We start from the raw sequence: 25076 nt of genomic DNA, 5'->3' as shown, positions 1-25076 counted from the left end.
TCAGCGCCTCAGCTTCGCCTCACAACAAGGACGCGCTGCGCGCCGCGGCCTCGATGCCCTTGTAGTTGTCCGCCTTGGTCGGCACGAACCGGGTCGCGCGCTGAAGCTCGAGGATCTCCTTGCCTTCGGGGTTGTCGCGGCTGAGCGCGAGCATCGCCTGCGCGAGCTTCTCGCGCAGCGCGGCCGGCATCTCGGCATGCACGGTCCAGTTGTAGTCGTAGTACGGCGGCGTCGTGTAGAAAACCTTGACCTTGTCGGCGTCGACCTTCTTCTCGGCGACGAACTTGTCCCACACCGAGATGTTCAGCGCGCCGGCCTGCACCTTGCCGGAAGCGACGGCGGCGATCGTCGCGTCGTGTGCGCCGCTGAAGGCGACGCGGCGGAAATCGCGGTCCGGATCGACCCCCGCCTGCAGCAGGAAGCTGCGCGGCATGAGGTGACCCGAGGTGCTGCTCTGCGAGCCGAAGCTGACGTCCTTGCCTTTGAGGTCGGCGAGCGTCTTGATCGCCGGGTCGGCGGTGATGAAGACGGAGCGGAACCGTTCGTCCTCCTCGCGCTGGACCAGCGGGATCATCTTCCCGCCCGAGCGGGCGTTCGCCTGCACGAAGGTGAAACCGCCGAACCAGGCCAGATCCACCTTGCGGCTGACCATCGTCTCGACCGCCGCGGCGTAGTCGGTCACCGGCGTGAACTCGACCCTCACGCCGAGCTTCGATTCGAGGTAGCGCACCAGCGGCGCGGCCTTGCGCGCGAGCTCGGTCGGCGCCTCGTCGGGGATCGCGGTGACCCGAAGCACCTGCTGCGCCTGCACGGGGGCGAGCCACGTGCAGGCCGCGGCGAGCAGGGCACCGGCGAAGCCGCGGACGAGCGAGGAGCGGGTCGGATCGGGCATGGTCATTTCCTTGTGGGCGACGCCGGCACGGCGCGCGCGGACTCTACCGGCGCGTCAAAGCCTGCACGTGCGAAAGCCGGCGGCGACGTCGTTGCGATCGGCGGCGAAGGCGCGGCGCGCCCGCTCGCCCGGTGGCGTTAGGCTCGCTGCGTGCATCGTGCAGCCCTGGTCATCGTCACTCCCGCGCTCGCCGCAGCCAACAACGGCAATTGGCAGACCGCGCATCGATGGGCCGCGATGCTAAGCAATGCGCATCGCGTGCGGCTGACCGACCACTGGAGCGAAGCCGACGCTCCGCTCGGCGAAGACCTGATGCTCGCGCTGCATGCGCGCCGCTCGGCGGACTCGGTGGACGCCTGGCGACGCGCGCGGCCCGGCGCAGCGCTGCTGCTCGCGCTGACCGGCACCGATCTCTACCGCGACATCGAGTTGGACGCCGCCGCGCAACGATCGCTCGCCGCGGCCGACGCGCTGGTGGTGCTCAACGCCTATGGCGCGCGGCGGCTGCCGACCGCGCTGCAGTCGAAGTGCCACGTCGTGCTGCAGTCCTGCGCGGCGCGCAGCTCGGCGCCGAAGAGCGATGCGCAGCTGCGCGCGGTGCTGGTCGGCCACCTGCGCGAGGAGAAGGACCCGCGCTGCGCCTTCCGCGCCGCGCAGCGGCTCGCGCATCGCGGCGACATCGCGATCGACCACATCGGCAGCGCCCTCGATGCCGGGCTCGGCCGCGAGGCCGCGGCGACCGCGGCCACGCTGCCCAACTACCGCTGGCTCGGCGGCCTGCCGCACGAGGAGACGCTCGCGCACATCGGCGCGGCGCATGTGTTGATCCACCCGAGCCGCATCGAGGGCGGCGCGCATGTCGTCGTCGAGGCGATCCGCGCCGGCACGCCGGTGATCGCCTCGCGCATCGACGGCAACCTCGGGCTGCTCGGTGCCGACCACGACGCGGTGTTCGACGTCGGCGACGACGCGGCGCTGGCGCGGCTGGTCGAGCGCGCCCGCGACGAACCGGCGTGGCTGCAGGCGCTGCGCGATCGGTTGGCGACGCGCGCGCCGCTGTTCTCCCCCGAGGCCGAAAGTGCCGCGCTTCACCAGCTGGTCGATGCGCTGCTTGCCGGCCGCAACCCTTCCCTTTCAGGACGTTCGCGATGAACCAGGAACCTCGCCTCACTTCGCTTTCCCATGGCGGCGGCTGCGGCTGCAAGATCGCGCCGGGCGTGCTCTCGGAGATCCTGAAGGGCACCGCGGCCCTGCCGGTGCCTGCGGCCCTGCTGGTGGGCATCGAGACCGCCGACGACGCGGCCGTCTACCAGCTCAACGACGAGCAGGCGCTGATCGCCACGACCGACTTCTTCATGCCGATCGTCGACGACCCGCACGACTTCGGCCGCATCGCCGCGACCAATGCGATCAGCGACGTCTACGCGATGGGCGGCCGGCCGATCCTGGCGCTGGCGCTGGTGGGCATGCCGATCGACCTGCTGTCGCCGCAGACGATCGGCCGCGTGCTCGAAGGCGGCGCGTCGATCTGCCGCGAAGCCGGCATCCCGATCGCCGGCGGGCACACGATCGACTCGGTCGAGGCGATCTACGGGCTGGTCGCGCTGGGGCTGGTGCATCCGAAGCGCGTCAAGCGCAACGCCGATGCGCGGCCGGGCGATCTGCTGGTGCTCGGCAAGCCGCTCGGTGTCGGCGTGATGTCGGCGGCCTTGAAGAAGGAGCGGCTCGGCGCCGACGGCTATGCGCGAATGATCGCCAGCACCACCAAGCTCAACACGCCAGGACCCGATCTCGCGGCGCTTGACGGGGTGCACGCCTTGACCGACGTCACCGGCTTCGGCCTCGCCGGCCACGCGCTGGAGCTGGCACGCGGCGCGCGCTGCGCGGTGCACATCGACTGGGCCCGGGTGCCGCTGCTCGACGGCGTGCGCGAGCTGGCGACGCACGGCTTCGTCACGGGCGCGTCGGGACGCAACTGGTCGGGCTACGGCGCCGACGTCCGGCTGCCGGACCGCTTCGCCGACGAAGACAGGGCGCTGCTGACCGACCCGCAGACGAGCGGCGGGCTGCTGGTGTCGTGCGAGCCCGCAGCGCTCGACGCGGTGCTGGCGGTGTTCCGGCGGCACGGCTTCGAGCGCGCGGCGGTGGTGGGCGAGGTGCGGGCGGCGCCCGCGGCGAGCGTGGTGGTCGGGTGAGCCGCCGCCAGGTGCGCTAAAGGTTCGCTAGAGCAGCACGATGTCGTACTGCTCCGGGGTCATCGAAGGCTCGGCGCTCAGCGAGATCGGCTTGCCGATGAAGTCGCTCAGGCCGGCGAGGTGCGGGCTCTCCTCGTCGAGCAGCGTCTCGACGACCGCGGCGCAGGCGATCACGCGGAACTCGCGCGGGTTGAACTGGCGCGCCTCGCGCAGGATCTCGCGCAGGATGTCGTAGCAGACGCTGCGCGGCGTCTTCACCTGGCCGCGGCCCTGGCAGGTGGGGCAAGGCTCGCAGAGCATGTGCGCGAGGCTCTCGCGGGTGCGCTTGCGTGTCATCTCGACGAGGCCGAGCTGCGTGAAGCCGCTCACCGTGACCTTGGTGCGGTCGCGCGCAAGTTGCTTGCGCAGCTCGGCAAGCACGGCCTCGCGGTGCTCTTCGCGGGCCATGTCGATGAAGTCCAGGATGATGATTCCGCCCAGGTTGCGCAGCCGCAGCTGGCGCGCGATCGCGAGCGCGGCTTCGAGGTTGGTCTTGAAGATCGTGTCGTCGAAGTTGCGCGCGCCGACGTAGCCGCCGGTGTTCACGTCCACCGTCGTCAGCGCTTCGGTCTGGTCGATGATCAGGTAGCCGCCGCTCTTCAGGTCCACGCGCCGCGCGAGCGCGCGCTCGATCTCCTGGTCGATGCCGAACAGGTCGAAGATCGGCCGCTCGCCCTGGTAGTGCTGCAAGCGCGCGACCGCGCTCGGCGTGTACTGCTCGCCGAAGGTGCGCAGCGCATCGAACTGCATCCGCGAATCGATGCGCACGGACTGCGTGCGGTCGTTGGTCATGTCGCGCAAGACCCGCTGCGCAAGGTTCAGGTCCTGGTGCAGCAGCGCGCCGGCCGCGGACTTGACGGCACGCTCGCGGATGTCGGCCCAGGTGCGGCGCAGGTAGGCGATGTCGTCGGCGAGTTCGGCGTCGCTCGCCTCTTCCGCATTGGTGCGCAGGATGAAGCCGCCCGGCTGCTGCTGTCCGCCCGCACCCACCAGCGCCTGCATCCGCTGGCGCAGCTGCTCGCGCAGCTCGTGCGAGCCGATCTTCTGGCTGATGCCGATGCGGCCGTCGGCCGGCAGGAACACGAGCAGCCGACCGGCGATGCTGATCTGCGCCGACAGCCTCGCGCCCTTGCTGCCGATCGGATCCTTGATGACCTGCACCACCAGCGTCTGGCCTTCGAAGACCTGCTTCTCGATGGGCAGCGGCGCCGTGTGCTCGGCACGGCCGGCGCCGGTGCCGGAGTCGTCGCGCTGGAGGTCGGCCACGTGGAGGAAGGCGGCGCGCTCGAGCCCGATGTCGATGAACGCGCTCTGCATGCCGGGCAGCACCCTGGCGACGCGGCCGGCGTAGATGTTGCCCACGAGCCCGCGCTCGAGCGCGCGTTCCAAGTGCAGCTCCTGCACTGCGCCGTTCTCGACGATCGCGACCCGCGTCTCCTGCGGCGACCAGTTGATCAGGATGTCCTGCATGCGGCGATGGTGGCAGAGGCCGCGTCTTCAGAACTGCCAGCCGAGCGCGCGCAGCAGCTGCGCTGTCTCGTAGAGCGGCAAGCCCATGATTCCCGAATGGCTGCCCTCGATGCGTTCGACCCACGCCGCCGCCTGGCTCTGGATGCCGTAGGCGCCGGCCTTGCCCTGCGGCTCGCCGCTGGCGACGTAGCGCACGATCTCGTCGGGCGCGAGTTCGACGAACTTCACCGTCGAGACCTGCAGCGCCGTCATCGGCTCGAAGGCCGCATGCGGGCCTTCGAGCACCGCCACCGCGGTCAGCACGCGATGGGTGCGGCCCGACAGCGCCTGCAGCATGTGCGCCGCGTCCTCGTCGTCTTCCGGCTTGCCGAAGATGCGCTCGGCGAGCGCCACCGTCGTGTCCGCGCAGAGGATCGGCGCCGGCGACAGCCCGCGCGCAATCAGGCGGGCACGCGCGGCGTCGAGCTTGGCGAGCGTCACGCGCTGCACGTAGGCCTCGGGCGCTTCGCCGGGTTGAACCGCTTCGAGCGCTTCGGCGTCCTCGCCGCGGTCGGGCAGCAGCGGTTCGTGGCGCACGCCGATCTGCGTGAGGAGTTGCGCGCGGCGCGTGCTCTGCGACGCGAGGTAGAGGAAGTCAGGCAAGGCCGGGGCTTTCATTCGCGGTGATAGGGATGGCCCGCGAGCACCGACCAGCTGCGGTACAGCGCTTCGGCCAGCAGCACGCGGGCCAGCGCATGCGGCAAGGTCAGGTCGGACAGGCGAATGGCATCGTCGGCTGCCGCGGCGAGGGCCGCGTCCAGGCCGTCGGGCCCGCCGATCAGCAGCGCGACGTCGCGGCCGTCGCGTTGCCAGGCCTGCAGGCGCTCGGCGAAGTGCAGCGTGGTCAGGCGCGCGCCGCGCTCGTCGAGCACGACGCGGCGCGCGCCTTTCGGGATCGCCGCTTCGATGCGCCGGGCCTCGGCCGCCTTCAGGGCATCGACCGTCAGGCCCTGGGTGCGCGGCTCCGCCTTGATCGCCTTCAGCGTGACGCGCCAGTCGTTCGGCAAGCGGCCGAGGTAGTCGCCGCAGGCCGTCTCGGCCCAGGCCGGCAGACGCTGGCCGACGGCGACCAGCGTCAGCTTCATGAGCGGCGCGTGCCGCCCTGCGTCTTGCTGGTCTTCGTGGCCGCGGCCTTCTGCGCGGGCCGGCTGCGGACCGGCGCCGACCGGCCGGTGGCCTTCTTCGCCGCCGGCTTCGGCGCGCCGGCCTTGAACGGCGGCTTCTTCACGCCCGGCTTGGCCGCGACAGCCTTCTTCGCCACGGCCTTCGCCGTGCTCTTGGCGGCGGTCTTCGTTGCGGCCGGTCTGGCAGCCGAGCGGCTCGACGTCGCCGGCAAGGCCGCGCGAGCCGTCTTCGGCGCCACGTGCTTGGCCGGTGCCGGCTCGGGCTCGCTGGCCTTGACGAGGCCCACCTTCGTCGCGCCGACCTTCATCTTCACCGCCTTGCCGCCCCAGAGTTCCTCGAGGTGGTAGTACTGGCGGATGGCGGGCTGCATGATGTGCGCGACCGCAGCGCCGCAGTCCACGATGATCCATTCGCCGTTGTCTTCGCCTTCGGTGCGCATCACGGGCAGGCCGCGCGACTTGACCGCGTCGCGCACGCTCGCGGCGAGCGCCTTCGTCTGGCGGTTGCTGCTGCCCGAGGCGACGATCACCCGCTCGAACAGCGGCGACAGGTGCTCGGTGTTGAAGACCTGGATGTCCTGGGCCTTCACGTCCTCGAGGCCATCGACGATGGCGCGTTGCAGTTTGCGGATGTCCATGCGCGGTGGCGTGTCCTTCGGGTCAGGGGTGGGTGGCGTAGAGGCGGTGCAGGTCAATGTAGCGTGCGACCTGCGGGGCGAGAAGATGCGGCGCGAGCGCCTGCGCGCTGTGCGCCGCAGCAAGCCGCGCGCGGATTTCGGTCGAGGAAACGTCGAACGGCGGCATCGGCAGCCGCTCGATCGTGCGGCCCTCCGGCTGCAATGCCGCCAGCAGCTCGGCCGGCGGCTCGCGCATCGCGCCCCGGTAGGCGACCGCAAGCGTGACCCGCTCGATCAGCGCCCGCCAGCGATGCCAGGTCGGCAGCCGCTGCAGTTGATCCTCGCCGATCAGCAGGAAGAGCTGCGCGCCCGGGCGCTCGGCGAGCAGCTCGCAGGCGGTGTCGATCGTGTAGCTGGCGCCGGGGCGGTGCAGCTCGCGGTCGTCGAGCACGAAGGCGGCGCGGTCGGCGATCGCCGTCGCGACCATCGCGCGGCGATCCTCGGCGGCCGCGAGCCGGTGCTGCCGCTGCCAGGGCCGGCCGGCAGGCAGCCAGCGCAGCTCGTCGAGGCCGAGGTGATCAAGGGCCGACTCGGCGAGCGCGCGATGGCCTTGATGCGGCGGATCGAAGCTGCCGCCGAACAGGCCGATCTTCAAGCGACGAGCCAATCGCGCGGCCGCAGGAAGTCGGTGTACAGCCGGGCTTCGGGCGTGCCGGGCTCGGGCTTCCAGTCGTAGCGCCAGGTCACCACCGGCGGCATCGACATCAGGATCGATTCGGTGCGCCCGCCCGACTGCAGGCCGAACAGCGTGCCGCGATCCCAGACGAGGTTGAACTCGACGTAGCGACCACGGCGGTAAGTCTGGAAATCGCGCTCGCGTTCGCCGTAGGGCATCGCCTTGCGGCGCTGGACGATCGGCAGGTAGGCCGCGAGCAGGCCGTCGCCGACGGCGCGGATCATCGCGAAGCCGCCCTCGAAGCCGAGCTCGGAAAGATCGTCGAAGAAGATGCCGCCGACGCCGCGCGGCTCGTTGCGGTGCTTGAGGAAGAAGTACTCGTCGCACCACCGCTTGAAGCGCGGGTGGTACTGGTCGCCGAAGGCGCTCAGTGCATCGCGGCAGGTGCGGTGGAAGTGCGCGGCGTCCTCTTCGAAACCGTAGTAGGGGGTCAGGTCCATGCCGCCGCCGAACCAGGTCACCGTCTCCATGCCGGGCTTGTGCGCGGCGAGCATCCGCACGTTCATGTGAACGGTCGGCACATAAGGGTTGCGCGGATGGAAGACCAGCGACACGCCCATCGCCTCGAACGGCGCGCCGGCCAGTTCGGGCCGGTGCTGGGTGGCCGACGGCGGCAGGCTCGGCCCGCGCACATGCGAGAAGCCGACGCCGGCGCGCTCGAACACCGCGCCGCCTTCCAGCAGCTTCGAGACCCCCTCGCCCTGCAGCTTCTCCCCGGGCGGCTTGGTCCAGGCGTCGGTGAGGAAGCAGCCGGAGCCGTCCTCGGCCTCGATGGACGAGGCAATGCGTTGCTGCAGGGCGAGCAGCCAGCTGCGGACTTCGGTGACGGCCGTGGTCATGACCGAGCAGCGCTAGCTCGCGAACTGCCGTGCACGCGGCAGTCGAGCTTGCGGCACCTTCGAGAGCGGCCGAAGGACATCGCGACGAACACGACAGGACCGACGAGCGTGCGTGCGCCTGCGCATGACCGGGGGCCTATCGCCTGATCGCGCGATGGCCGATATCGCGCCGGAACTGCATGCCGTCGAAGCGGATCGGCGCCAGCGCCTCGTAGGCCCGCTGCTGCGCGACCTTCACCGACTCGCCGAGCGCCGTCACGCACAGCACGCGCCCGCCGCTGGTGACGAGGTCGTGGCTCAGCCGGGAGGTGCCGGCGTGAAAGACGACCGCGTCCTCGGCTGGCTTGGGCAGGCCGCTGATCACGTCGGCCTTGCGCGGCTTGTCGGGATAGCCGTGCGCAGCCATCACGACGCCGAGCGCGACGCGCCGGTCCCATTGCAGCTCGGCGGCCTGGTCCAGCGTGCCGTCGGCCGCGTGAAGCAGCACGTCGAGCAGGTCGCTCTTGAGCCGCATCATGATGGGCTGCGTTTCGGGGTCGCCCATGCGGCAGTTGAACTCCAGCGTCTTCGGGTTGCCGGCCGCGTCGATCATCAAGCCGGCATAGAGGAAGCCGGTGTAGGGGATGCCGTCGGCGGCCATGCCGGCCAGCGTGGGCAGGATGACTTCGTGCATCACCTTCGCGTGCACGTTGGGCGTGACGACCGGCGCCGGCGAATACGCGCCCATGCCGCCGGTATTGGGCCCGAGGTCCGCGTCGTTCAGGCGCTTGTGGTCCTGGCTGGTAGCGAGCGGCACGACGGTGCGGCCGTCGGCGACGACGATGAAGCTCGCTTCCTCGCCGGTGAGGAACTCCTCGATCACGACGCGCGCGCCGCCTTCGTTGTTCGCCACGTCGAGCTTTGTGCCACCGCTGCCGAGCATCCAGTCGATCGCCGCGTGCGCCTCGGCCAGCGTCGTCGCGACGACGACGCCCTTCCCCGCCGCCAGGCCATCCGCCTTGACGACGATCGGCGCACCGACGCGATCGACATGCGCATGCGCCGCCGCCGCCTCGGTGAAGGCCTCGTAGGCCGCGGTCGGGATGCCGTGCCGCTGCATGAAGGCCTTGGAAAACGCCTTCGAGCTTTCCAGCCGCGCCGCCGCCTTCGTCGGCCCGAACACGCGCAGCTTGCGAGCCCGGAAGCGATCGACGATGCCGGCCGCGAGCGGCGCCTCGGGGCCGACGACGGTCAGGCCGATCTTCTCGGTCTGCGCGAAGTCGGCCAGCGCGTCGATGTCGGTGATCGGCAGGTTCTTCAGCCGCGCGTCGGCGGCCGTGCCGCCGTTGCCGGGCGCGACGAACACGAGCTGCACCTTGGGCGACGCCGCCAGCTTCCAGGCCAGCGCGTGTTCGCGGCCGCCGCCGCCCACCACCAGAACCTTCAAGGCATCTCCGCGTTGTGAAAGACGGCCTGCGTGTCGTCGAGGTCCTCGATCACGTCGAGCAGCTTCTGCATCCGCTCGGCGTCTTCGCCGGCGAGCGGCACGCTGTTTTCGGCGCGCATCGTCACTTCCGCGATCTCGGGCTTGAGGCCCGCGGCTTCGAGCGCGGTCTTGACCGCCTCGAAGGCCTGCGGATCGCTGAGCACTTCGATCGCGCCGTCGTCGCCGGTGATGACGTCGTCGGCGCCGGCATCGAGCGCGACTTCCATCAGCTTGTCTTCGCTGGTGCCCGGCGCGAACACGAACTGGCCGCAATGCTTGAACTGGAAGGCGACCGAGCCGTCGGTGCCGAGGTTGCCGCCGTACTTGCTGAAGGCGTGCCGCACCTCGGCGACCGTGCGCACGCGGTTGTCGGTCATCGTGTCGACGATGATGGCCGCGCCGCCGATGCCGTAGCCCTCGTAGCGGATCTCCTCGTAGTTCTGGCCCTCGAGGTTGCCGCTGGCCTTGTCGACGTTGTATTTGATGCGGTCGGCCGGCATGTTCGCGGCCTTGGCCTTGTCGATCGCAAGCCGCAGCCGCGGGTTCATCGAGGTGTCGCCGCCGCCTTGCCGCGCGGCCACCGTGATCTCACGAATGATCCGCGTCCAGACCTTGCCGCGCTTCTCGTCCTGGCGACCCTTGCGGTGCTGGATGTTGGCCCACTTGGAATGGCCGGCCATGTGCTTCTCTTGTTCGTGAGCTTAGGATCGCGGCGATTTTAGGAGGACACGATGGCCGAGCCCCTGTTGATCGCCAAGCACGGTGACATCGCGTGCTCTTTGCTGCCGCAACTGGCGAACCGCCACGGCCTCATCACCGGCGCCACGGGCACCGGCAAGACGATCACGCTGCAGTGCCTCGCCGAGCAGTTCAGCCGCATCGGCGTGCCGGTCTTCCTGGCCGACGTGAAGGGCGATCTCACCGGCATCAGCCAGGCCGGCAGCATCGGCGAGAAGCTCGCCAAGGTGTTGAAGGAACGCGGCCTCGAAGCGCCCACGCCGCGAGCCTGCCCCTCGACGCTCTGGGATGTCTTCGGCCAGCAAGGCCACCCGGTGCGCGCCACCGTCTCGGACATGGGCCCGCTGCTGCTCGCGCGCATGCTCAACCTCAACGAGACGCAGCAAGGCGTGCTCACGCTCGTCTTCAAGATCGCCGACGACAACGGCATGCTGCTGCTCGACCTGAAGGACCTGCGCGCGATGCTCCAGCACGTCGCCGACAACGCAAAGGCGTACCAGACGAGCTACGGCAACGTCGGCGCCGCGAGCGTCGGCGCGATCCAGCGCGGGCTCTTGCAGATCGAGGAGCAAGGCGGCGACCGGTTCTTCGGCGAGCCGATGCTCGACATCTCGGACTTCATGCAGACGGTCGACGGCCACGGCGTCGTCAACATCCTCGCGGCCGACAAGCTGATGAATTCGCCGCGGCTGTACGCGACCTTCCTGCTGTGGATGCTCTCGGAGCTGTTCGAGCAACTGCCCGAGATCGGTGATCCCGACAAGCCCAAGCTCGTCTTTTTCTTCGACGAAGCCCACCTGCTCTTCAACGAGGCGCCGAAGGCGCTGGTCGAACGCATCGAGCTTGTCGTTCGGCTCGTGCGCTCGAAAGGCGTCGGCGTCTATTTCGTGACGCAGAACCCGCTGGACGTGCCCGACACCGTGCTCGGCCAGCTCGGCAACCGCGTGCAGCACGCGCTGCGGGCCTTCACGCCGCGCGACCAGAAGGCGGTGAAGTCGGCCGCCGAGACGATGCGGGCGAATCCGGGGCTCGACATCGCGACCGCGATCACCGAGCTGGCGGTCGGCGAGGCGCTCGTCAGCCTGCTCGACGAGAAGGGCCGCCCCGGCGTCACCCAGCGGGTGTTCGTCATCCCGCCGGGCAGCCAGATCGGCCCGATCACGCCCGAGCAGCGCAAGACGCTGATCGGGCAGTCGCTGGTGGCCGGCGTCTACGAGAAAGCGGTCGATCGCGAGTCGGCCTACGAGAAGCTCAGCCAGCGCGGCGCCGCGGCGGCCGACGCGACCGAGGCGGCGAAGGCCCGCCCCGGCGGCGGCGGCGCGGCCCCCGCGGCCGAAGGCGGCGGCATGCTCGGCGGCATCAACGACATCCTGTTCGGCCGCACCGGCCCGCGCGGCGGCCAGCACGACGGCATCGCGCAGACGCTCGCCAAGTCGGCCGCGCGCACCGTCGGCTCGACGGTCGGCCGCGAGATCATCCGCGGCGTGCTGGGCAGTTTGCTCGGGGGCGGCAAGCGACGTTGAAGCGTCGTGGCGGCAAGCGCCGCTGAAGCGCCCACGCCACACGCCCGCCGCCGGCCCGCGCCGACGCGGCTTCGATCACGCGCCGCGCGGCCGAGCCGACACGAGGCTCTCGGATAATGCGGCGATGACGCCGAGCCCTGCCGCCAGCCCCGTGCCGCTGCCCCCGCACCCGCCGCTGCGGGACTACTACGCCGACGAGGACGAACGGCACCGCTGGCTCAAGCGCGTGTTCGACGACACCGCCGCCGACTACGACCGCATCGAGCGCGTGCTCGGGCTGGGCTCCGGCTCCTGGTACCGGCATCGCGCCCTGCAGAACGCCGGCCTCCGCGCCGGCATGCAGGTGCTCGACGTCGGCATCGGCACCGGCCTGGTCGCACGCGAGGCGCTGAAGCTCATCGGCCCGCAGGGCCGCGTCGTCGGGGTCGACCCGAGCCCCGGGATGATGAGCGAGGCGAAGCTCGCCGGCGTCGAACTGCGCGAAGGCCGCGCCGAAGCGCTGCCAGCAGCCGATGGCTCGGCCGACTTCGTCTCGATGGGCTATGCGCTGCGGCACCTGTCGGACGTGTCCGCCGCGTTCGCCGAATTCCACCGCGTGCTCAAGCCCGGCGGCCGGGTGGTGATCCTGGAGATCACCCGCCCGCAAAGCCGGCTCGGCCGCGCCTTGCTGAAGGCCTACATGCGCGTCGCGGTGCCGGCGATCGCCGCGGTCGTCGGCCGCCGGCGCAAGACATCGGAGCTGTGGCGCTACTACTGGGACACGATCGACGCCTGCATCGCGCCGCCGACCATCTGCTCGGCGCTGCACGCGCAGGGTTTCGTCGACGTCGACCGCGAGGTTGAACTCGGCATCTTCTCGGCCTACCGGGCCACGCGGCCTGCATGAATCCGCCGGCTCTCGAGGCGCCCTCGGCGCTGCAGCACTGCGACGTGTTCGTCATCGGCGGCGGCCCGGCCGGCGCGACGATGGCCGCGCTGCTGGCGCGCGAAGGCCGCGACGTCGTGATCGCCGAGAAAGCCCGGCATCCGCGCTTCCACATCGGCGAGTCGCTGCTGCCGGCGAACGTCGCGCTGTTCGACCGGCTCGGCCTGCGTGATCGCATCGAAGCGATCGGCATGCCCAAGTGGGGCGTCGAGTTCGTCTCGCCGACGCACGACGAGCCGAGCCACCTCGAGTTTGCCGAAGCCTGGGACAAGTCGATGCCCTATGCCTGGCAGGTGCGGCGCTCGGCCCTGGACGAAATCCTGTTCCGCCACGCGGCCGAGACCGGCGCGCGCGCCTTCGAGCAATGCCGCGTGCGCGAAGTCGCCTTCGACGCCGGCGGCGCGACGCTGCGCACCGAGACCACCGCCGACGACGGTGCGAAGACCACGCAGCACTGGCGCGCGAAGTTCGTCGTCGATGCCTCCGGGCGCGACACGCTGCTGGCCAACCAGTTCGGCTCGAAGCGCAAGAACCCGAAGCACGCGAGCTCGGCGATCTTCGGCCACTACACCGGCGTGCAGCGGCACCCGGGCAAGCGCGAAGGCGACATCACGATCTTCTGGTTCGCGCACGGCTGGTTCTGGTTCATCCCGCTGGCCGACGGCACCACCAGCATCGGCGCCGTCTGCTGGCCACGCTACCTGCACGCGCGCAAGAAGCCGCTGAAGGATTTCTTCGCCGACACGATCGCGCTCGCGCCGAAGCTCGCCGCGCGGCTCGAAGGCGCGACGCTGGTCGACGACACGGTGCACGCGACCGGCAACTACTCCTACGGCGGCACCCGCTGCGCCGGCGATCGCTGGCTGATGCTTGGCGACGCCTATGCCTTCATCGACCCGGTGTTCTCGTCGGGCGTCTATCTCGCGATGCACAGCGCCTTCGCCGGCGCCGACGCGGTGCGCACGCGCCTCGACCGGCCGGCCCACGCGCTCCTCGCGCGCCGCGTCTTCGAGCGCACGATGCGCCACGGCCCCCGCGAGTTCTCGTGGTTCATCTTCCGCGTCACCAACCCGACGATGCGCGAGTTCTTCATGCATCCGGCGAACCCGCTGCGCATGCGCGAGGCGATCCTGTCGGTGCTGGCCGGCGACATCTTCGGCCGCAAGCCTTTCCGCGGCGCGCTGGCGCTGTTCAAGCTCGTGTACCTCGGAAGCGCTTTGCGCCATGCCGCCCGCTCGTGGGCCGCGTGGCGGCGCCGCCGCCAGGACATCCGCGACCTCGGCCCGCTCGCGGGCGAAACCATCCTCGAGAACCGGTGAACGCGCCGACCCACGCTGAGGCGACCTCCGCATCGCCGCTGACCGCTGCCGCGCCTGCCGGCTCGCAGCGCGCGCCCGACCTGGCGCCGCGCCTGCGCTCGCGGCGTGTCGACGCTGCCGCCTGGGCCGAAGCCGTCGCGGGCGGCCTCGCGGGCGAGTGGGCCGGCGCGCTCGGCGCCGTCGGCTGCGCGGCGCAGCGCGAAGCCCTCGCGGCGCATGGCCTGCCTGCTTGCACGCTGCTTGGCGCGCCGCAGGTCGACGTCTGGTGGACCGACGCGCCGGCGCGTGCCGGCCGCACGGGCCGGGTGCGCTGGCGCAGCGACGGCCGGCTGATGTTCGGAACGCTGCACGTCGAGCCGACCGCAGGCGACAGCCTCGAAGCCGCGACGCATGCGGCCTACACCGAGCTCTTCGCGGCGCTCGATGCCGCCCGGCTGCCGGCCCTGCTGCGCGTCTGGAATTACTTGCCGCGCATCAACGACGAGACGCCCGTCGCCGGCAACGCAGCGATCGAGCGCTACCGCCAGTTCAACGTCGGCCGCCAGCGCGCCTTCCTCGAAGCGGGCGCGGCGGCCTTCGAGGGTGCGCCGGCCGCCTGCGCGCTCGGCACCCACGCGGGGCCGATGTGCATCAGCTTCCTCGCCGGCGCCCGGCCGGCGCTGGCGATCGAGAACCCGCGCCAGCTGTCCGCCTACCGCTATCCGCAGCGTTACGGCCCGAAAAGCCCGAGCTTTTCGCGCGCGGCGCTGCTCGACGCCGGCGGCGGCGAAGCCGCGCTGCTCGTCTCCGGGACCTCGAGCATCGTCGGCCACGAGACGCTGCACGCCGGCGACGTCGCCGCGCAAACGCGCGAGACGCTCGCCAACCTGCGTGCGGTGATCGCCGCGGCCCATGCGGCCGGCAGCGCGCGCTTCGCGCTGGCGGACCTGCACTGCACCATCTACCTGCGCCACGCCGAAGAAGCACCGGCGGTTCGCGCGCTTTTCGAAGCCGAGGTCGGTACGCACAGCGAGGCGGCACGGGCCGTGACGCTGGTCGAGGCCGACATCTGCCGCGCCGACCTGCGGGTGGAGATCGAGGCGCACGGTTTCGCGGCCGGCGGGGTGGGCGAGTGACCTACCCCCGTTGCGGCTTCGCCGCTTTGCCTCAAGGGGGCGCCCCGAGCGGACCGGCGAAGCCGGATCCGTCGCGGCTGCCGGCGAGGCCGGGCAAGCGCGCCCTCCTCGTTTCGGTCGCATGCGCCTTCGTCGCATGGCCCGCCTGGTGCACCGAGAAGCCGCTGTGGGAGCTGGGCGCCGGCGTCGGCCTGCTGCGCCTGCCGCACTACGCCGGCTCCGATCAGTACCACGGCTACGCGCTGCCGCTGCCCTACCTCGTCTACCGCGGCGAGATCTTCAAGGCCGATCGCGACGGCGCCCGCGCCGTGCTGTTCGAGTCCGACCGCGTCGACTTCGACCTCAGCGCCTCGGCCTCGCCGCCGACGCGCAGCGAGGACAACGAAGCCCGCCGTGGCATGGCCGACCTGAAGCCGACCTTCGAGCTCGGCCCGAACCTCAACCTCACCTTGCAGCGCGGCGCGAACTGGAAGCTGGATCTGCGGCTGCCGGTGCGGGCGGTCGCCACGGTGCAATCGAATCCGCGCTTCGTCGGCTGGAATGCGCAGCCGAACCTGAACCTCGATCTCGCCCGCGTCGGCGGCAGCGACTGGAACCTCGGCGTGCTCGGCGCCGCCTCCTTCGCGACGCGCCGCGTGCACGGCCGCATCTACGACGTGGCGCTCGTCGATGCCCTGCCGGACCGCCCGCTCTACCGTGCGGGCGGCGGCTATGGCGGCGCGCATGTCACGCTGGCGATGTCGCGCCGTTTCGAATCGGTGTGGGCCGGCTTCTACACGCGCTACGACCGCATCGACGGCGCACGCTTCGAAGCGAGCCCGCTGGTGCGCCGCAAGGACAACGTCTCGATCGGCTTCGCGGTTTCCTACGTGTTCGCGACCTCTCGCACGATGGTCGATGTGGCGGACCTGCCGTGAAGCGCCGACGCTGAAAGGACGCGATGAGCTACGTCGCGATGCAACCGCAGGCCAGCTGGCGCCGCGCCGCGCGCTGGCCGCTGATCCTGCCGCTGCATGCGCTGCTGCTGCTGCTGGGGCTGGTCTCGCTCGCGTGGAACTTGGTCGCGGCGCTGCTCTACCCGCTGCTTTCGCGAGAACGCGGCACCGTGATCGGCCGCGCGGTCATCGCGCACGGCTACCGCGCCTACTGGGCGATCGCACGCGCGAGCGGCATGCTCTACCTCGACTCGCAGGTGCTCGACCGCTTGCGCGACGAGCCGGGACTCATCATCGTCGCCAACCACCCGAGCCTGCTCGACGCGCTGATGCTCGTCGCGCGGCTGCCGCGCAGCGCCTGCATCATGAAGGCCGACCTGATGCGCAACGTCTTCCTCGGATCGGGCGCGCGGCTCGCGCGCTACATCCGCAACGATTCGGCACGCGGCCTGGTGCGCCTGGCCGTGGCCGACCTTCGGCGCGGCGGCCAGCTCGTCGTGTTCCCCGAGGGCACGCGCACCACGCGCAGCCCGATCAACACTTTCCGGCCCGGCGTGCCGCTGATCGCCAAGCTCGCGCAGGCGCCGATCCAGGCGGTGTTCATCGACACCGACTCGCCCTACCTGGGCAAGGGCTGGCCGCTGTGGAAGCTGCCGCCGCTGCCGATCCGCTTCAGCGTGCGGCTCGGCGCGCGCTTCGAGCCGCAGGCCGACACCGCGGCGATGCTGGCCGAACTGGAAAGCTGCTTCGCCGAAGGCCTGCGGCCGCGGCGCGTGCACGACGCATGAGTTCCTCGCCCGCGTCGTCCGCGACGCACCTGGTGCTGATCCCCAGCTACGACACCGGCGCGCGCCTCGCGCAGACGGTGGCGGAGGCGCGCGCCCAGTGGTCGCCTGTGTGGGTGGTGATCGACGGCAGCCGCGACGGCAGCGAAGCGCCGATCCTCGAGCGCGCGCGCTGCGACACCGGCCTGCGCGTGATGGTGCTGCCCGACAACCGCGGCAAGGGCGCGGCGGTGCTGCACGGGCTCGAAGCGGCCGAAGCCGCCGGCTACACGCACGCGCTGACGATGGACGCCGACGGTCAGCACCCCGCCGGCTTGATCGGCCGCTTCATGGAGGCCTCGATCGCGCGGCCCGAGGCGATGATCCTCGGCAAGCCTGTCTTCGACGCCAGCGCGCCGCGGCTGCGGGTGCTGGGGCGGCGCCTCTCCAACGGTTGGGCCCACCTCGAGACGCTGGCCGCCGGCATCGGCGATTCGCTCTACGGCTTCCGGGTCTACCCGGTCGCCGCGCTCGCGCGAACGATGCGCCGCCAGTCCTGGATGCGCCGCTTCGACTTCGATCCCGAAGCCGTGGTGCGCCTGGCCTGGCAAGGCGTCAAGCCGATCAACATCGACGCGCCGGTCAAGTACCTGCGGGCCGAGGAAGGCGGCGTCAGCCACTTCCACTACGTGCGCGACAACCTGCTGCTCAGTTCGATGCACGCGCGGCTGCTGGCCGAGTTCGCGCTGCGGCTGCCCGGCCTGCTGTGGCGCAAGGCGACGAAGCGTCCGCCGTTCCAGGCATGAGCCCACGATGAGCACGATCGGGATCGAGCCGCTGCGGCCGGCCGACCGCAGCGGCTGGCAGCAGCTCGCGCGCGGCTATCGCGACTTCTACGAGACGCCGACGACCGATGCCGAATTCGAAGCCGCCTGGCAGCGGCTCAACGCCGGCGGGGCCGTGCACGGGCTCGGGGCCCGCATCGACGGCCGGCTCGTGGGCATCGCGCACTACCTGATGCACGCGAGCACCTGGGCGGACTCGGTGTGCTACCTGCAGGACCTGTTCACCGACCCGGTGCAGCGCGGCGCAGGGGTGGGCAGCGCGTTGATCGAGGCGGTCGCGCAGATCGCGAAGCGCTCGGGCTGCCAGCGCTTCTACTGGCTCACCCAGGAGCACAACGCGACGGCGCGCTCGCTCTACGACAAGCTCGCGCGCCATCACGGCTTCCTGCGCTACGACCACCCGCTCTGACGTTGCCGATCAGCGCGTCCGCCCCATCGCGGCACCGGGCGCGAGCGGCTCGCGCGCCGCGCTCAGATCGCCCACCTGAGGCAACCAGCGCCGCAGCAGCGGCGACGTGATCACCGTGCTGAAGATCGCCATCAGCACCAGCATCGTGAAGACCTCGCGGCCGAGGATGCCGAGGTCGTAGCCGACGTTGATGATGATCAGCTCCATCAGCGCCCGCGTGTTCATCAGCACGCCGATGATCCGGCCCTGCACGCCGTCCATGCCGGCCGCGCGCGCGGCGAGCCAGCAGGCGCCGAACTTGCCGAGCGTGGCCAGCGCGATCAGCAGCAGGCACCAGCCCCACATCGAGCCCCCCGACAACGAGCCGATGTCGGTGCGCAGCCCGGTGAAGGTGAAGAAGATCGGCAGGAAGAAGACGTTGACGAAGCTGCCGACGCGCTCGTTCCAGACCTTCACGAACTCGGTCTGCCGGTGCAGCAGCACGCCCATCATGAAGCCGCCGAAGATCGCGAAGATGCCGAGCTGGTAGGTCGTCATGCCGGCCGCGAAGATCGCGGCGATCACCACGCCCATCAGCGTCGCCGGAAGGCCCGGGTCGCCCGCGGCGCGCGATGCCAGCTGCGACTGCACGAAGCGCTCGAAGGCCGGCCGCACGATCCACCAGCTCACCGCGCCGAAGGCCAGCACGCCCAGGATGCGCAGCACGAAGGGCAGCGGCGCGAAGGCCGCGGTCGAAAGCGCGGTGACGAACGCCAGCAGCAGCCAGCCGATCACGTCGTTGATCGCCGCCGAGCTGATCGCAATCACGCCGAGCGGGTGCCGCGTCATCCTGAACTCGATCAGGATGCGCCCGAGGATCGGCAGCGCGGTGATCGAGAACGCGGTCGCGATGAAGAGCGTGAAGCTCAGGCGCTCGGCCGGCTGGCCGGCCGAGCCGGGGCCGAGCAGCTCGGCCGGCGCGAACCAGCCGAACGCGGCGCCCAGCGCGAAGGGTGCGACCAAGCCGGCCGCCGACACCCACATCACCGCGCGGCGATGCCGCTTCTCGGTCAGGTGGCCGAAGTCGAATTCGAGGCCGATCTGGAACATCAGCAGCAGCAGCCCGACCTGCGACATGATCGTCAGCGGCAACGGCGACGTCGAGCGGAACACCCACTGGAAGAGATCGGGCGCCAGCAGGCCGAACAGGGAGGGCCCGAGCAGGATGCCGGTGATGATCTCGCCGACCGCGGTGGCCTGCCCGAAGCGCTGCGCGATCACGCCGCCGGCGCGCGCGGCCAGCACGATGATCGCGAGCTGCATCAGCGTGAAGAACAGCGCAAGCTCCATCGCGTGGACTTCCGACTGCGCCGGGCCGGCGCCCAGCGCCGGCGTCGCGGCAGCGAGCGCCGGCAGCAGCAGCGCGCATCGAATCGTTCTTTTCACCACATCCCTCCGTTGATCGAAATCACCTGTCCGCTGATGTAGCCGGCCGCGTCGCTCGCCAGGAAGCCGGCGAGCGCCGCCACCTCCTCCGGCCGCCCGGCGCGCCTGGCCGGCACCAGCTGCGCGATCGCCGCGGCATCGAAGGCACCGGCCGCCATCGGCGACTCGATGATCCCCGGCGCGATCGCGTTCACCGTCACGCCCCGGCTTGCGAGTTCGAGCGACAGCGCCTTCGTCGCGCTGTTGATCGCCCCCTTGGCCGCCGCGTAGTTCACCTGGCCGCGGTTGCCTGCAAGCGCCGCGACCGACGACAGGTTGATCACCCGCCCCCAGCGCGTGCGCAGCATCGGCAGCACCAGCGGCTGCGTCACGTTGAAGAAGCCGTGCAGCGACACGTCGATGACCCGGTGCCATTGCTCGGGCCGCATGCCGGGGAACACCGCGTCGTCGTGGATGCCGGCGTTGTTGACGACGACCTGCACCGCGCCGGCCTGCAGCATCCGCTCGCAGGCGGCGCGCGCCGCTGCGGCGTCGCTCACGTCAAAGACGATCGCCTCGGCCTGGCCGCCGGCCGAACGGATCTCGCCGGCCAGCGCCTCGACCGCCTCGCGCCGCCCGTTCGCATGCAGCAGCATCGAGGCGCCGTCGGCCGCGAGCCGGCGCGCGATCGCCGCGCCGAGCGCGCCGCTGGCACCGGTGACGAGCGCGCGCTTGCCTTGCAGGCTCATCGGGCCGGTTCCCCGCTGCCGGTGGCGAGCGGCGTGTCGAGCACCACCGCCGCGCGGCCGCTGACCAGCACGCCGCCATCCTGCGAGCCGACCTCGAACGCATAGAGCACCTGGCTCGCGTCGCCCGCGAGCCGCTCGGCGACGACGACGAGCTCCCCGTCGATCGCGTCGAGCCGATCGATGCGGCTCTTCACCTGCCGCACGCTCGCGATGTAGCCGGGCCGCGGCGCGCTGCCCGGCGGCGCGACGAGGCCACCGTGCAGCGCCATCGCCTGCGCCGCGTACTCGATCGCGCAGACCGCGGGCAGCCCGTCCTCCCCGCGCAGCGGGTTCGCCACGTCGCGGTGGCTGCTTGCGCGGCATTCGATGCGCGTCGCGTCCCAGCGCAGCAGGCGGTCGAGCAGGCACATCGAGCCGGCGTGCGGGATGCGCGCGGCGATGCCGGTGCGGTCGAGCGTCGTCGGATGGCTCATCGCGAAGCGACCTCGATGCGCAACGGCAGGCCTTCGGCGCGGCCGAGCACGACGCTGCCCGCCGCGCCGAGTGCCAGGCGCTCGAGCAGCGGCAGGCAGCGCGCGGCCGGGATGCCGAGTCGCACCGCCTCGAAGCCGGCCGACGCGCAGCGCGTGTCATCGCCGGCGCGATCGGTCGTCGCGAGATCGAGCGTCGCGACCGCGTCCTGCGCCTCGACGCGATCGAGCACCCACGCGACGCCGAAGCTGTCGGTGATCGGCCGCGTCGCGAGCAGCGGCTGCGGATACGGCACGTCGCCCACCACCAGCAGCACCGGGCGGCCGGTGGCCTGCACCTGCATCGCGGCTTCCAGCAAGCCGGCGGCGAAGCTCGCATCGTGGGCGCACAGGCTGGTCGAGGGCTGCCGGTTGACGGTCGCGATGTGCCAGTAGCCGGCCGCGGCGTTGTGGACGGAGTTGGTGAAGCGGGTCGGCGACACCGCCCGATCGGGCGTGGCCAGCGCCTCGCACAGCGCATGGCAGTTGGCGCCGTCGCCGCTCGAGGAGCTGAACACCGTCGCGAGCGCAGCGGGCTCGACGCCGGCCTGCGCGCACGCCTCCTGCGCGACCGCCAGCGAAAGCTTCACGACCGCGCCCGCGCGACGCCGCTCGGCCGGCGGCAGCAAGGCCGGCGCAGGGATGACGGTCGGTGCGGCGCTCCACGCGGCCGGCGCGCGCAGTGCGGTCAGCGCCTGGGCCGCATCGGCGAGCCCCGGCCCGACGACGCCGATGCCGCGCAGGCCGAGCTTCATGCCGCCGCCCCGAACACGAGGCAGGCGTTCGAGCCGCCGAAGCCGAAGGCGTTGCTCGCGACACGCCGCAGCGGCGCGGCGCGCGGCGCATCCAGGTAGGCGGCGCGCAGCGTCGCGTCGGGCGCAGTGCGGTTCAGGCCGCCGGGCATCAGGCCGGCTTCGAGCGCCAGCATCGCGATCGCCGCCTCGACCGCGCCGGCCGCACCCAGCGTGTGGCCGGTCGCGCCCTTCGTCGAGCTGCACGGCAGCGCGGTGCCGAAGACCTCGCACACCGCGATGTCCTCGACGGCGTCGTTGCCGGGCGTCGCGGTGCCGTGCAGGTTCAGGTAGTCGATATCGCTGGCGTCGAGACCGGCGTCGGCGAGCGCCGCTCGCATCGCCAGCGCCGCGCCGGCGCCTTCGGGGTGCGGGCTGCTCATGTGATGGCCGTCGCTGCTTTCGCCGCAGCCGAGCAGCCACGCGCGGGGCGCCTCGCGCGGATCGCGTTCGAGCAGCGCGTAGGCCGCCGCTTCGCCGATCGACAAGCCGCGCCGCATCGCGTCCCAGGGACGGCAGATCTCGGGCGACAACAGTTCCAGCGCGTTGAAGCCGTAGAGCGTCGTCAGGCACAGGCTGTCGATGCCGCCCACGAGGGCCGCGTCGATCACGCCGGCGTCGATGAGCCGGTGCGCATTGGCGAACACCTTGGCGCCCGACGAGCAGGCGGTCGAGACGACGAAGGCCGGCCCTTCGAGCGCCAGCGCACGCCGCACGAAATCGGCGCAGGAGAAGGTGTTGTGCGTCTCGGCGTAGTGGAAGTCGGCGGGCAGCGCGCCGCTGGCCGCGTCGCGGCGGCGGTAGGCCAGCTCGGTCTGCAGGATGCCGGAGGTGCTGGTGCCGAGGAAGACGCCGACGCGGTGCGCACCGTAGTGCTCGCGCGCGCGCACCACGGCATCGAGGAAGCCGTCGGCCTGCAGGCCGAGCCAGGCGAGGCGGTTGTTGCGGCAGTCGTGGCGCGCGAGCGCCGCTGGCAGCCGCTGCGCGTCGATGCCGGCGACGATGCCGAGCCAGGTGTCGAGCGCCGCCGTCTCGAAGCGTTCCCGCGCAAGAGCGCTGCGGCCCGCGCGCAAGGCGTCGAGCGTCGCGGCACGGCCGGCGCCGAGCGCGGTCGCCAGCGTGAAGTCGACGACTGCGAGCGGTGTCATGCGGCGACGCCCTTCTGCGCGATCAGCAGCACGTTCGCGAACGGCGTGCCCCGGCTCATCGGCAGGCTCTGCACCGAAAAGCCCAGGCCTTCGACCAGCGCGACCCACTCGGCCCGCGTGCGGCACCACACCGGCGGAGCCTGGTGGCCGCGCACGCGGGTCACGAGCCGGTCGACCCAGCGCGTCACCGCGAAGCGGCGCGCCTGCGCCGCGTCGCCGATGCGCAGCAGCAGCTTGCCGCCGGGCGCCAGCGCGTCGCGCACCTGGAGCAGCACGCGCTGCTGCGCCGCGTGATCGACGTAGTGCAGCACGTCGAGGATCACCACGGTGTCGCAGGCCGGCAGCGCGGCGGCGCACATGTCCGCGCAGACGAAGCGGGCGGTGGTGCGCGAGGGCGTGGTGTCGGCGCACCACGCCGCCTCGGCGCGCGCCACGTCGCGCGGCATCAGTTCGAGGCCGGTGTAGCTCGCCGCGCTCGGCGCCGCGGGCCAGGCCGCGGGCCAGCGGCCGGTGGCCTCCATGCGGTCGGCCGCGCGCAGCAGGCTCGCGAGCAGTCCCTGGCCGCAGCCGATGTCGACGACCCGCGCGCCGCAGCGCAGCTCGCCGCGCTCGATCAGGAAGCGGAAGGCCGGATCGCGCCCCAGCTTGCCGCGCGCGAAATGCCAGGCGAAGCGGCCGGCACGCCGGTACGGCGTGCAGGCGGCGCGGTGCAGCTCGCGCCAGGCCCGGTCGGTCTGGTCGGCCGGCGGGTGCAGCGGCTGCGCGGTGGTCGCGGGCGCCTGCAGCGCAAGCTCGTCGTTCAAGAGGCCCTCCTTCGCGCGGCCAACGAACGGCCGGCGCCCCGCCCGCGCGGGCCGCTCACGCGCCGGCTCCTGCGCGTCGCGGCGCGATCGCCGCCGGCAACGCGACGCTGTGCAGCCCCGCCTCGCGCAGCCGCGCGGCCAGCGCCGGCAGCACATCGAGCAGCACCGGCACGCCGGCCGGGCTGCGCGCCGCATGGCCGTCGTGCAGCAGCAGGATGTCGCCGGCTGCAAGCCCGCGCGTCAGACGCGCGAGCACACGGCGGGCGTCGCGCTCGCGCGTGTCGAAGCCGCGCCGCGTCCAGCTCACCAGGTGCAGGCCGAGCCGGTGCAGCACCGGATCGAGGAAGGGGTTGCGCAGCCCGGCCGGCGCGCGGAACGCGATCGGCGCCCGCCCGGTGATGTCGGCCAGCACCTGCTGCGCGCGGCCGATCTCGCGCGCAAAGCCGCGCGGGCCCAGCAGCGAGAAGTGATGGCGGTGCGCGTCGCTGTGGTTCTCGACCGCGTGGCCGCGCGCCAGGATCTCGCGCACCAGCGGCTTGTGCGCGGCGGCGCGCTCGGCGATGCAGAAGAAGCTCGCGACCAGCCCTTCGGCGTCGAGCGCATCGAGCACGCGCGGCGTGACCGCGGGGTCGGGGCCGTCGTCGATCGTGATCGCGACACAGCCACGCCGCGCCGCGTCGTCGGGCAGCCGGGTGAGATTGGGTCCGAGCCAATCGCTGCGCGGCCACAGCCCGGCGGCGGTCAGCGCGGCATGGTTCAGCACCACGCCGCCGAGCGCCCAGGCCGCCGCCTGCGGCGCCGCCAGCGCCAGCGCCGCGGCACCGACGTGAAGACCGACGCTTGCCTGGATCAGCGGCGGCACCGGCCAGGGGTTCGGCTTGCCGAGCGTGAACTGCATGGAACGTGACGCGGGGTGCAAATCAGGCGGGGCGGCAGTGTCCCATAGCGATCGCGACCTCAGCCTCGAACGGTGCGCGGCGGCGCGGCGAACGCCGCCGACAGCACCAGCGCCAGCAGCACCCCCGGCGCGACCACCCGGCCGATCGCCGACAGCGCCGGGATCGACGAGATCGCGATCAGCCCGAACGACACCACCATCGTCAGGTTCGCGAGCGCGAGCGAGGCGAGCAGGTCCTCGTGCGACGCCGCAGGCGCGCCCGGCTGCAGGCCCTGGTCGAAGAACAGCGCGTAGTTCGAACCGATCGCGACGACCAGCAGCAGCCCGACCAGATGCAGGATGCCCAGCTCGACGCCGGCGGCCACCAGCCCGCCCATCGTCAGCAGTACCGCCAGCGCGAGCGGCTGCACCACCGCGAGCAGCCGGCGCGCCGAGCGCAGATGCCAGGCGAGCAGCGCCACCACCGCCAGCGAGCCGAGCAGCGACTGCAGCAGCGCCTCGTGCAGGTAGCGCTGGTAGAGGCCGGCGAGCTCGCGGCCGATGTCGATGATCTGCAGCTCCGGCGCGCCTGCAAGTGCGGCCTCGACCTTCGCCGCCACCGCGCCTTCGATCGGCTGCGCGCCGGGCTGCAGCGAGATCAGCGCGGCCCAGCCGCCGGGCTTGCCCTGGCGGGCCGGCCGCTCGACGAGCAGCGCGTCGAGCAGCGGCGCGATCGCCGTGCCGTCGAGATCCTTGCGCTCGACCGGCGCGAGCCGGCGCGCCGCCTGCACCTCCTCGACGAAGGC

Annotated in this window: 26 protein-coding genes and 1 pseudogene; 10 read left to right on the top strand and 17 right to left on the bottom strand. The window is 71.8% G+C overall.

Annotation, left to right across the window (positions count from 1 at the left end; all coding sequences use genetic code 11):
• Window positions 1–19: 19 nt before the first annotated feature.
• Window positions 20–898 (bottom strand): putative selenate ABC transporter substrate-binding protein, encoded by an 879-nt coding sequence (locus VFR90_RS04860; protein WP_414676490.1) that lies wholly within the window; start codon window positions 896–898, stop codon window positions 20–22.
• A gap of 144 nt (window positions 899–1042) precedes the next feature.
• On the opposite strand from VFR90_RS04860, the gene senB reads away from it, so the two are divergent.
• Together senB and selD are read left to right on the top strand one after the other, a co-directional pair.
• Window positions 1043–2044, top strand: coding sequence for a selenoneine biosynthesis selenosugar synthase SenB (senB, locus tag VFR90_RS04855; RefSeq protein WP_326404936.1), 1002 nt, complete (start codon window positions 1043–1045; stop codon window positions 2042–2044).
• The gene (selD, locus tag VFR90_RS04850) at window positions 2041–3087 is read left to right on the top strand and encodes a selenide, water dikinase SelD (protein ID WP_326404934.1); all 1047 of its coding nucleotides are present in this window, start codon (window positions 2041–2043) and stop codon (window positions 3085–3087) included. The genes senB and selD overlap by 4 nt, the downstream gene beginning before the upstream one ends.
• 27 nt (window positions 3088–3114) lie before the next feature.
• On the opposite strand, the gene rng is transcribed toward selD, so the two are convergent.
• The 8 genes from rng to VFR90_RS04810 form a co-directional block, all read right to left on the bottom strand.
• A complete protein-coding gene (gene rng / locus VFR90_RS04845) occupies window positions 3115–4596 on the bottom strand; it encodes a ribonuclease G (RefSeq protein WP_326404932.1) in 1482 nt (493 codons plus the stop codon).
• Window positions 4597–4623: 27 nt separating this feature from the next.
• Entirely contained in the window at window positions 4624–5238 is a 615-nt protein-coding gene (locus VFR90_RS04840; RefSeq protein WP_414676491.1) for a Maf family protein, read from the bottom strand.
• An 11-nt stretch (window positions 5239–5249) separates the two neighbouring features.
• Window positions 5250–5720, bottom strand: a complete 471-nt coding sequence (gene rlmH / locus VFR90_RS04835) for a 23S rRNA (pseudouridine(1915)-N(3))-methyltransferase RlmH (RefSeq protein ID WP_326404930.1) — start codon at window positions 5718–5720, stop codon at window positions 5250–5252.
• Complete coding sequence (gene rsfS, locus VFR90_RS04830) at window positions 5717–6397, bottom strand: ribosome silencing factor (RefSeq protein ID WP_326404928.1); 681 nt, start codon at window positions 6395–6397, stop codon at window positions 5717–5719. The genes rlmH and rsfS overlap by 4 nt, the downstream gene beginning before the upstream one ends.
• Before the next feature lie 22 nt (window positions 6398–6419).
• Window positions 6420–7031, bottom strand: a complete 612-nt coding sequence (gene nadD / locus VFR90_RS04825; protein WP_326404926.1) for a nicotinate (nicotinamide) nucleotide adenylyltransferase — start codon at window positions 7029–7031, stop codon at window positions 6420–6422.
• Window positions 7028–7951 (bottom strand): oxygen-dependent coproporphyrinogen oxidase, encoded by a 924-nt coding sequence (gene hemF, locus VFR90_RS04820; protein ID WP_326404925.1) that lies wholly within the window; start codon window positions 7949–7951, stop codon window positions 7028–7030. The genes nadD and hemF overlap by 4 nt, the downstream gene beginning before the upstream one ends.
• 136 nt (window positions 7952–8087) lie before the next feature.
• Window positions 8088–9377, bottom strand: coding sequence for a phosphoribosylamine--glycine ligase (gene purD / locus VFR90_RS04815; RefSeq protein ID WP_326404924.1), 1290 nt, complete (start codon window positions 9375–9377; stop codon window positions 8088–8090).
• Window positions 9374–10096: a YebC/PmpR family DNA-binding transcriptional regulator gene (locus VFR90_RS04810; RefSeq protein WP_326404923.1), complete on the bottom strand. Its 723-nt coding sequence runs from the start codon at window positions 10094–10096 to the stop codon at window positions 9374–9376. The genes purD and VFR90_RS04810 overlap by 4 nt, the downstream gene beginning before the upstream one ends.
• Before the next feature lie 51 nt (window positions 10097–10147).
• Between VFR90_RS04810 and VFR90_RS04805 the strand changes: the two genes are divergently transcribed.
• The 8 genes from VFR90_RS04805 (at window position 10148) to VFR90_RS04770 (ending at window position 17989) form a co-directional block, all read left to right on the top strand.
• Window positions 10148–11677: a helicase HerA-like C-terminal domain-containing protein gene (locus tag VFR90_RS04805; RefSeq protein ID WP_326404922.1), complete on the top strand. Its 1530-nt coding sequence runs from the start codon at window positions 10148–10150 to the stop codon at window positions 11675–11677.
• Between the two features lie 124 nt (window positions 11678–11801).
• Window positions 11802–12563, top strand: a complete 762-nt coding sequence (locus VFR90_RS04800; RefSeq protein ID WP_326404921.1) for a class I SAM-dependent methyltransferase — start codon at window positions 11802–11804, stop codon at window positions 12561–12563.
• Window positions 12560–13921: an NAD(P)/FAD-dependent oxidoreductase gene (locus tag VFR90_RS04795; protein ID WP_326404920.1), complete on the top strand. Its 1362-nt coding sequence runs from the start codon at window positions 12560–12562 to the stop codon at window positions 13919–13921. Before VFR90_RS04800 ends, VFR90_RS04795 begins: the two co-directional genes overlap by 4 nt.
• Window positions 13918–15036 carry a chorismate transformation FkbO/Hyg5 family protein gene (locus VFR90_RS04790; RefSeq protein WP_326404919.1) on the top strand — a complete coding sequence of 373 codons (1119 nt, stop codon included), beginning with the start codon at window positions 13918–13920 and terminating at the stop codon, window positions 15034–15036. The genes VFR90_RS04795 and VFR90_RS04790 overlap by 4 nt, the downstream gene beginning before the upstream one ends.
• Entirely contained in the window at window positions 15033–15953 is a 921-nt protein-coding gene (locus tag VFR90_RS04785) for a MipA/OmpV family protein (RefSeq protein WP_326404918.1), read from the top strand. Before VFR90_RS04790 ends, VFR90_RS04785 begins: the two co-directional genes overlap by 4 nt.
• A gap of 23 nt (window positions 15954–15976) precedes the next feature.
• On the top strand, window positions 15977–16759 hold the full coding sequence (locus VFR90_RS04780; protein ID WP_326404917.1) for a lysophospholipid acyltransferase family protein: 783 nt from the start codon (window positions 15977–15979) through the stop codon (window positions 16757–16759).
• Window positions 16756–17541 carry a glycosyltransferase family 2 protein gene (locus VFR90_RS04775; protein ID WP_326404916.1) on the top strand — a complete coding sequence of 262 codons (786 nt, stop codon included), beginning with the start codon at window positions 16756–16758 and terminating at the stop codon, window positions 17539–17541. The genes VFR90_RS04780 and VFR90_RS04775 overlap by 4 nt, the downstream gene beginning before the upstream one ends.
• A 7-nt stretch (window positions 17542–17548) precedes the next feature.
• Window positions 17549–17989: a GNAT family N-acetyltransferase gene (locus tag VFR90_RS04770; protein ID WP_326404915.1), complete on the top strand. Its 441-nt coding sequence runs from the start codon at window positions 17549–17551 to the stop codon at window positions 17987–17989.
• Window positions 17990–17998: 9 nt separating this feature from the next.
• On the opposite strand, the gene VFR90_RS04765 is transcribed toward VFR90_RS04770, so the two are convergent.
• The 8 genes and pseudogenes from VFR90_RS04765 to VFR90_RS04730 all read right to left on the bottom strand — a co-directional run.
• Window positions 17999–19414 carry a cation:proton antiporter gene (locus VFR90_RS04765; protein ID WP_326404914.1) on the bottom strand — a complete coding sequence of 472 codons (1416 nt, stop codon included), beginning with the start codon at window positions 19412–19414 and terminating at the stop codon, window positions 17999–18001.
• Window positions 19411–20142: a 3-oxoacyl-ACP reductase FabG gene (gene fabG, locus VFR90_RS04760; protein WP_326404913.1), complete on the bottom strand. Its 732-nt coding sequence runs from the start codon at window positions 20140–20142 to the stop codon at window positions 19411–19413. The genes VFR90_RS04765 and fabG overlap by 4 nt, the downstream gene beginning before the upstream one ends.
• Window positions 20139–20615, bottom strand: a complete 477-nt coding sequence (locus VFR90_RS04755) for a hotdog family protein (protein WP_326404912.1) — start codon at window positions 20613–20615, stop codon at window positions 20139–20141. The genes fabG and VFR90_RS04755 overlap by 4 nt, the downstream gene beginning before the upstream one ends.
• Entirely contained in the window at window positions 20612–21406 is a 795-nt protein-coding gene (locus VFR90_RS04750) for a beta-ketoacyl synthase chain length factor (protein ID WP_326404911.1), read from the bottom strand. The genes VFR90_RS04755 and VFR90_RS04750 overlap by 4 nt, the downstream gene beginning before the upstream one ends.
• On the bottom strand, window positions 21403–22590 hold the full coding sequence (locus VFR90_RS04745; protein ID WP_326404910.1) for a beta-ketoacyl-[acyl-carrier-protein] synthase family protein: 1188 nt from the start codon (window positions 22588–22590) through the stop codon (window positions 21403–21405). The genes VFR90_RS04750 and VFR90_RS04745 overlap by 4 nt, the downstream gene beginning before the upstream one ends.
• Window positions 22587–23393: an SAM-dependent methyltransferase gene (locus VFR90_RS04740; RefSeq protein ID WP_326404909.1), complete on the bottom strand. Its 807-nt coding sequence runs from the start codon at window positions 23391–23393 to the stop codon at window positions 22587–22589. The genes VFR90_RS04745 and VFR90_RS04740 overlap by 4 nt, the downstream gene beginning before the upstream one ends.
• A gap of 55 nt (window positions 23394–23448) precedes the next feature.
• Entirely contained in the window at window positions 23449–24291 is an 843-nt protein-coding gene (locus VFR90_RS04735; protein ID WP_326404908.1) for a polysaccharide deacetylase family protein, read from the bottom strand.
• Window positions 24292–24350: 59 nt separating this feature from the next.
• Window positions 24351–25076 (bottom strand): annotated as a pseudogene (locus VFR90_RS04730) (MMPL family transporter); the annotation flags it as partial.

Source organism: Methylibium sp. (genome assembly GCF_035762065.1).
Classification (GTDB): Bacteria; Pseudomonadota; Gammaproteobacteria; order Burkholderiales; family Burkholderiaceae_C; genus Methylibium.
The sequence above is the reverse complement of the archived record's forward strand: the minus strand, read 5'-3'. Positions and strand labels throughout refer to the sequence as shown.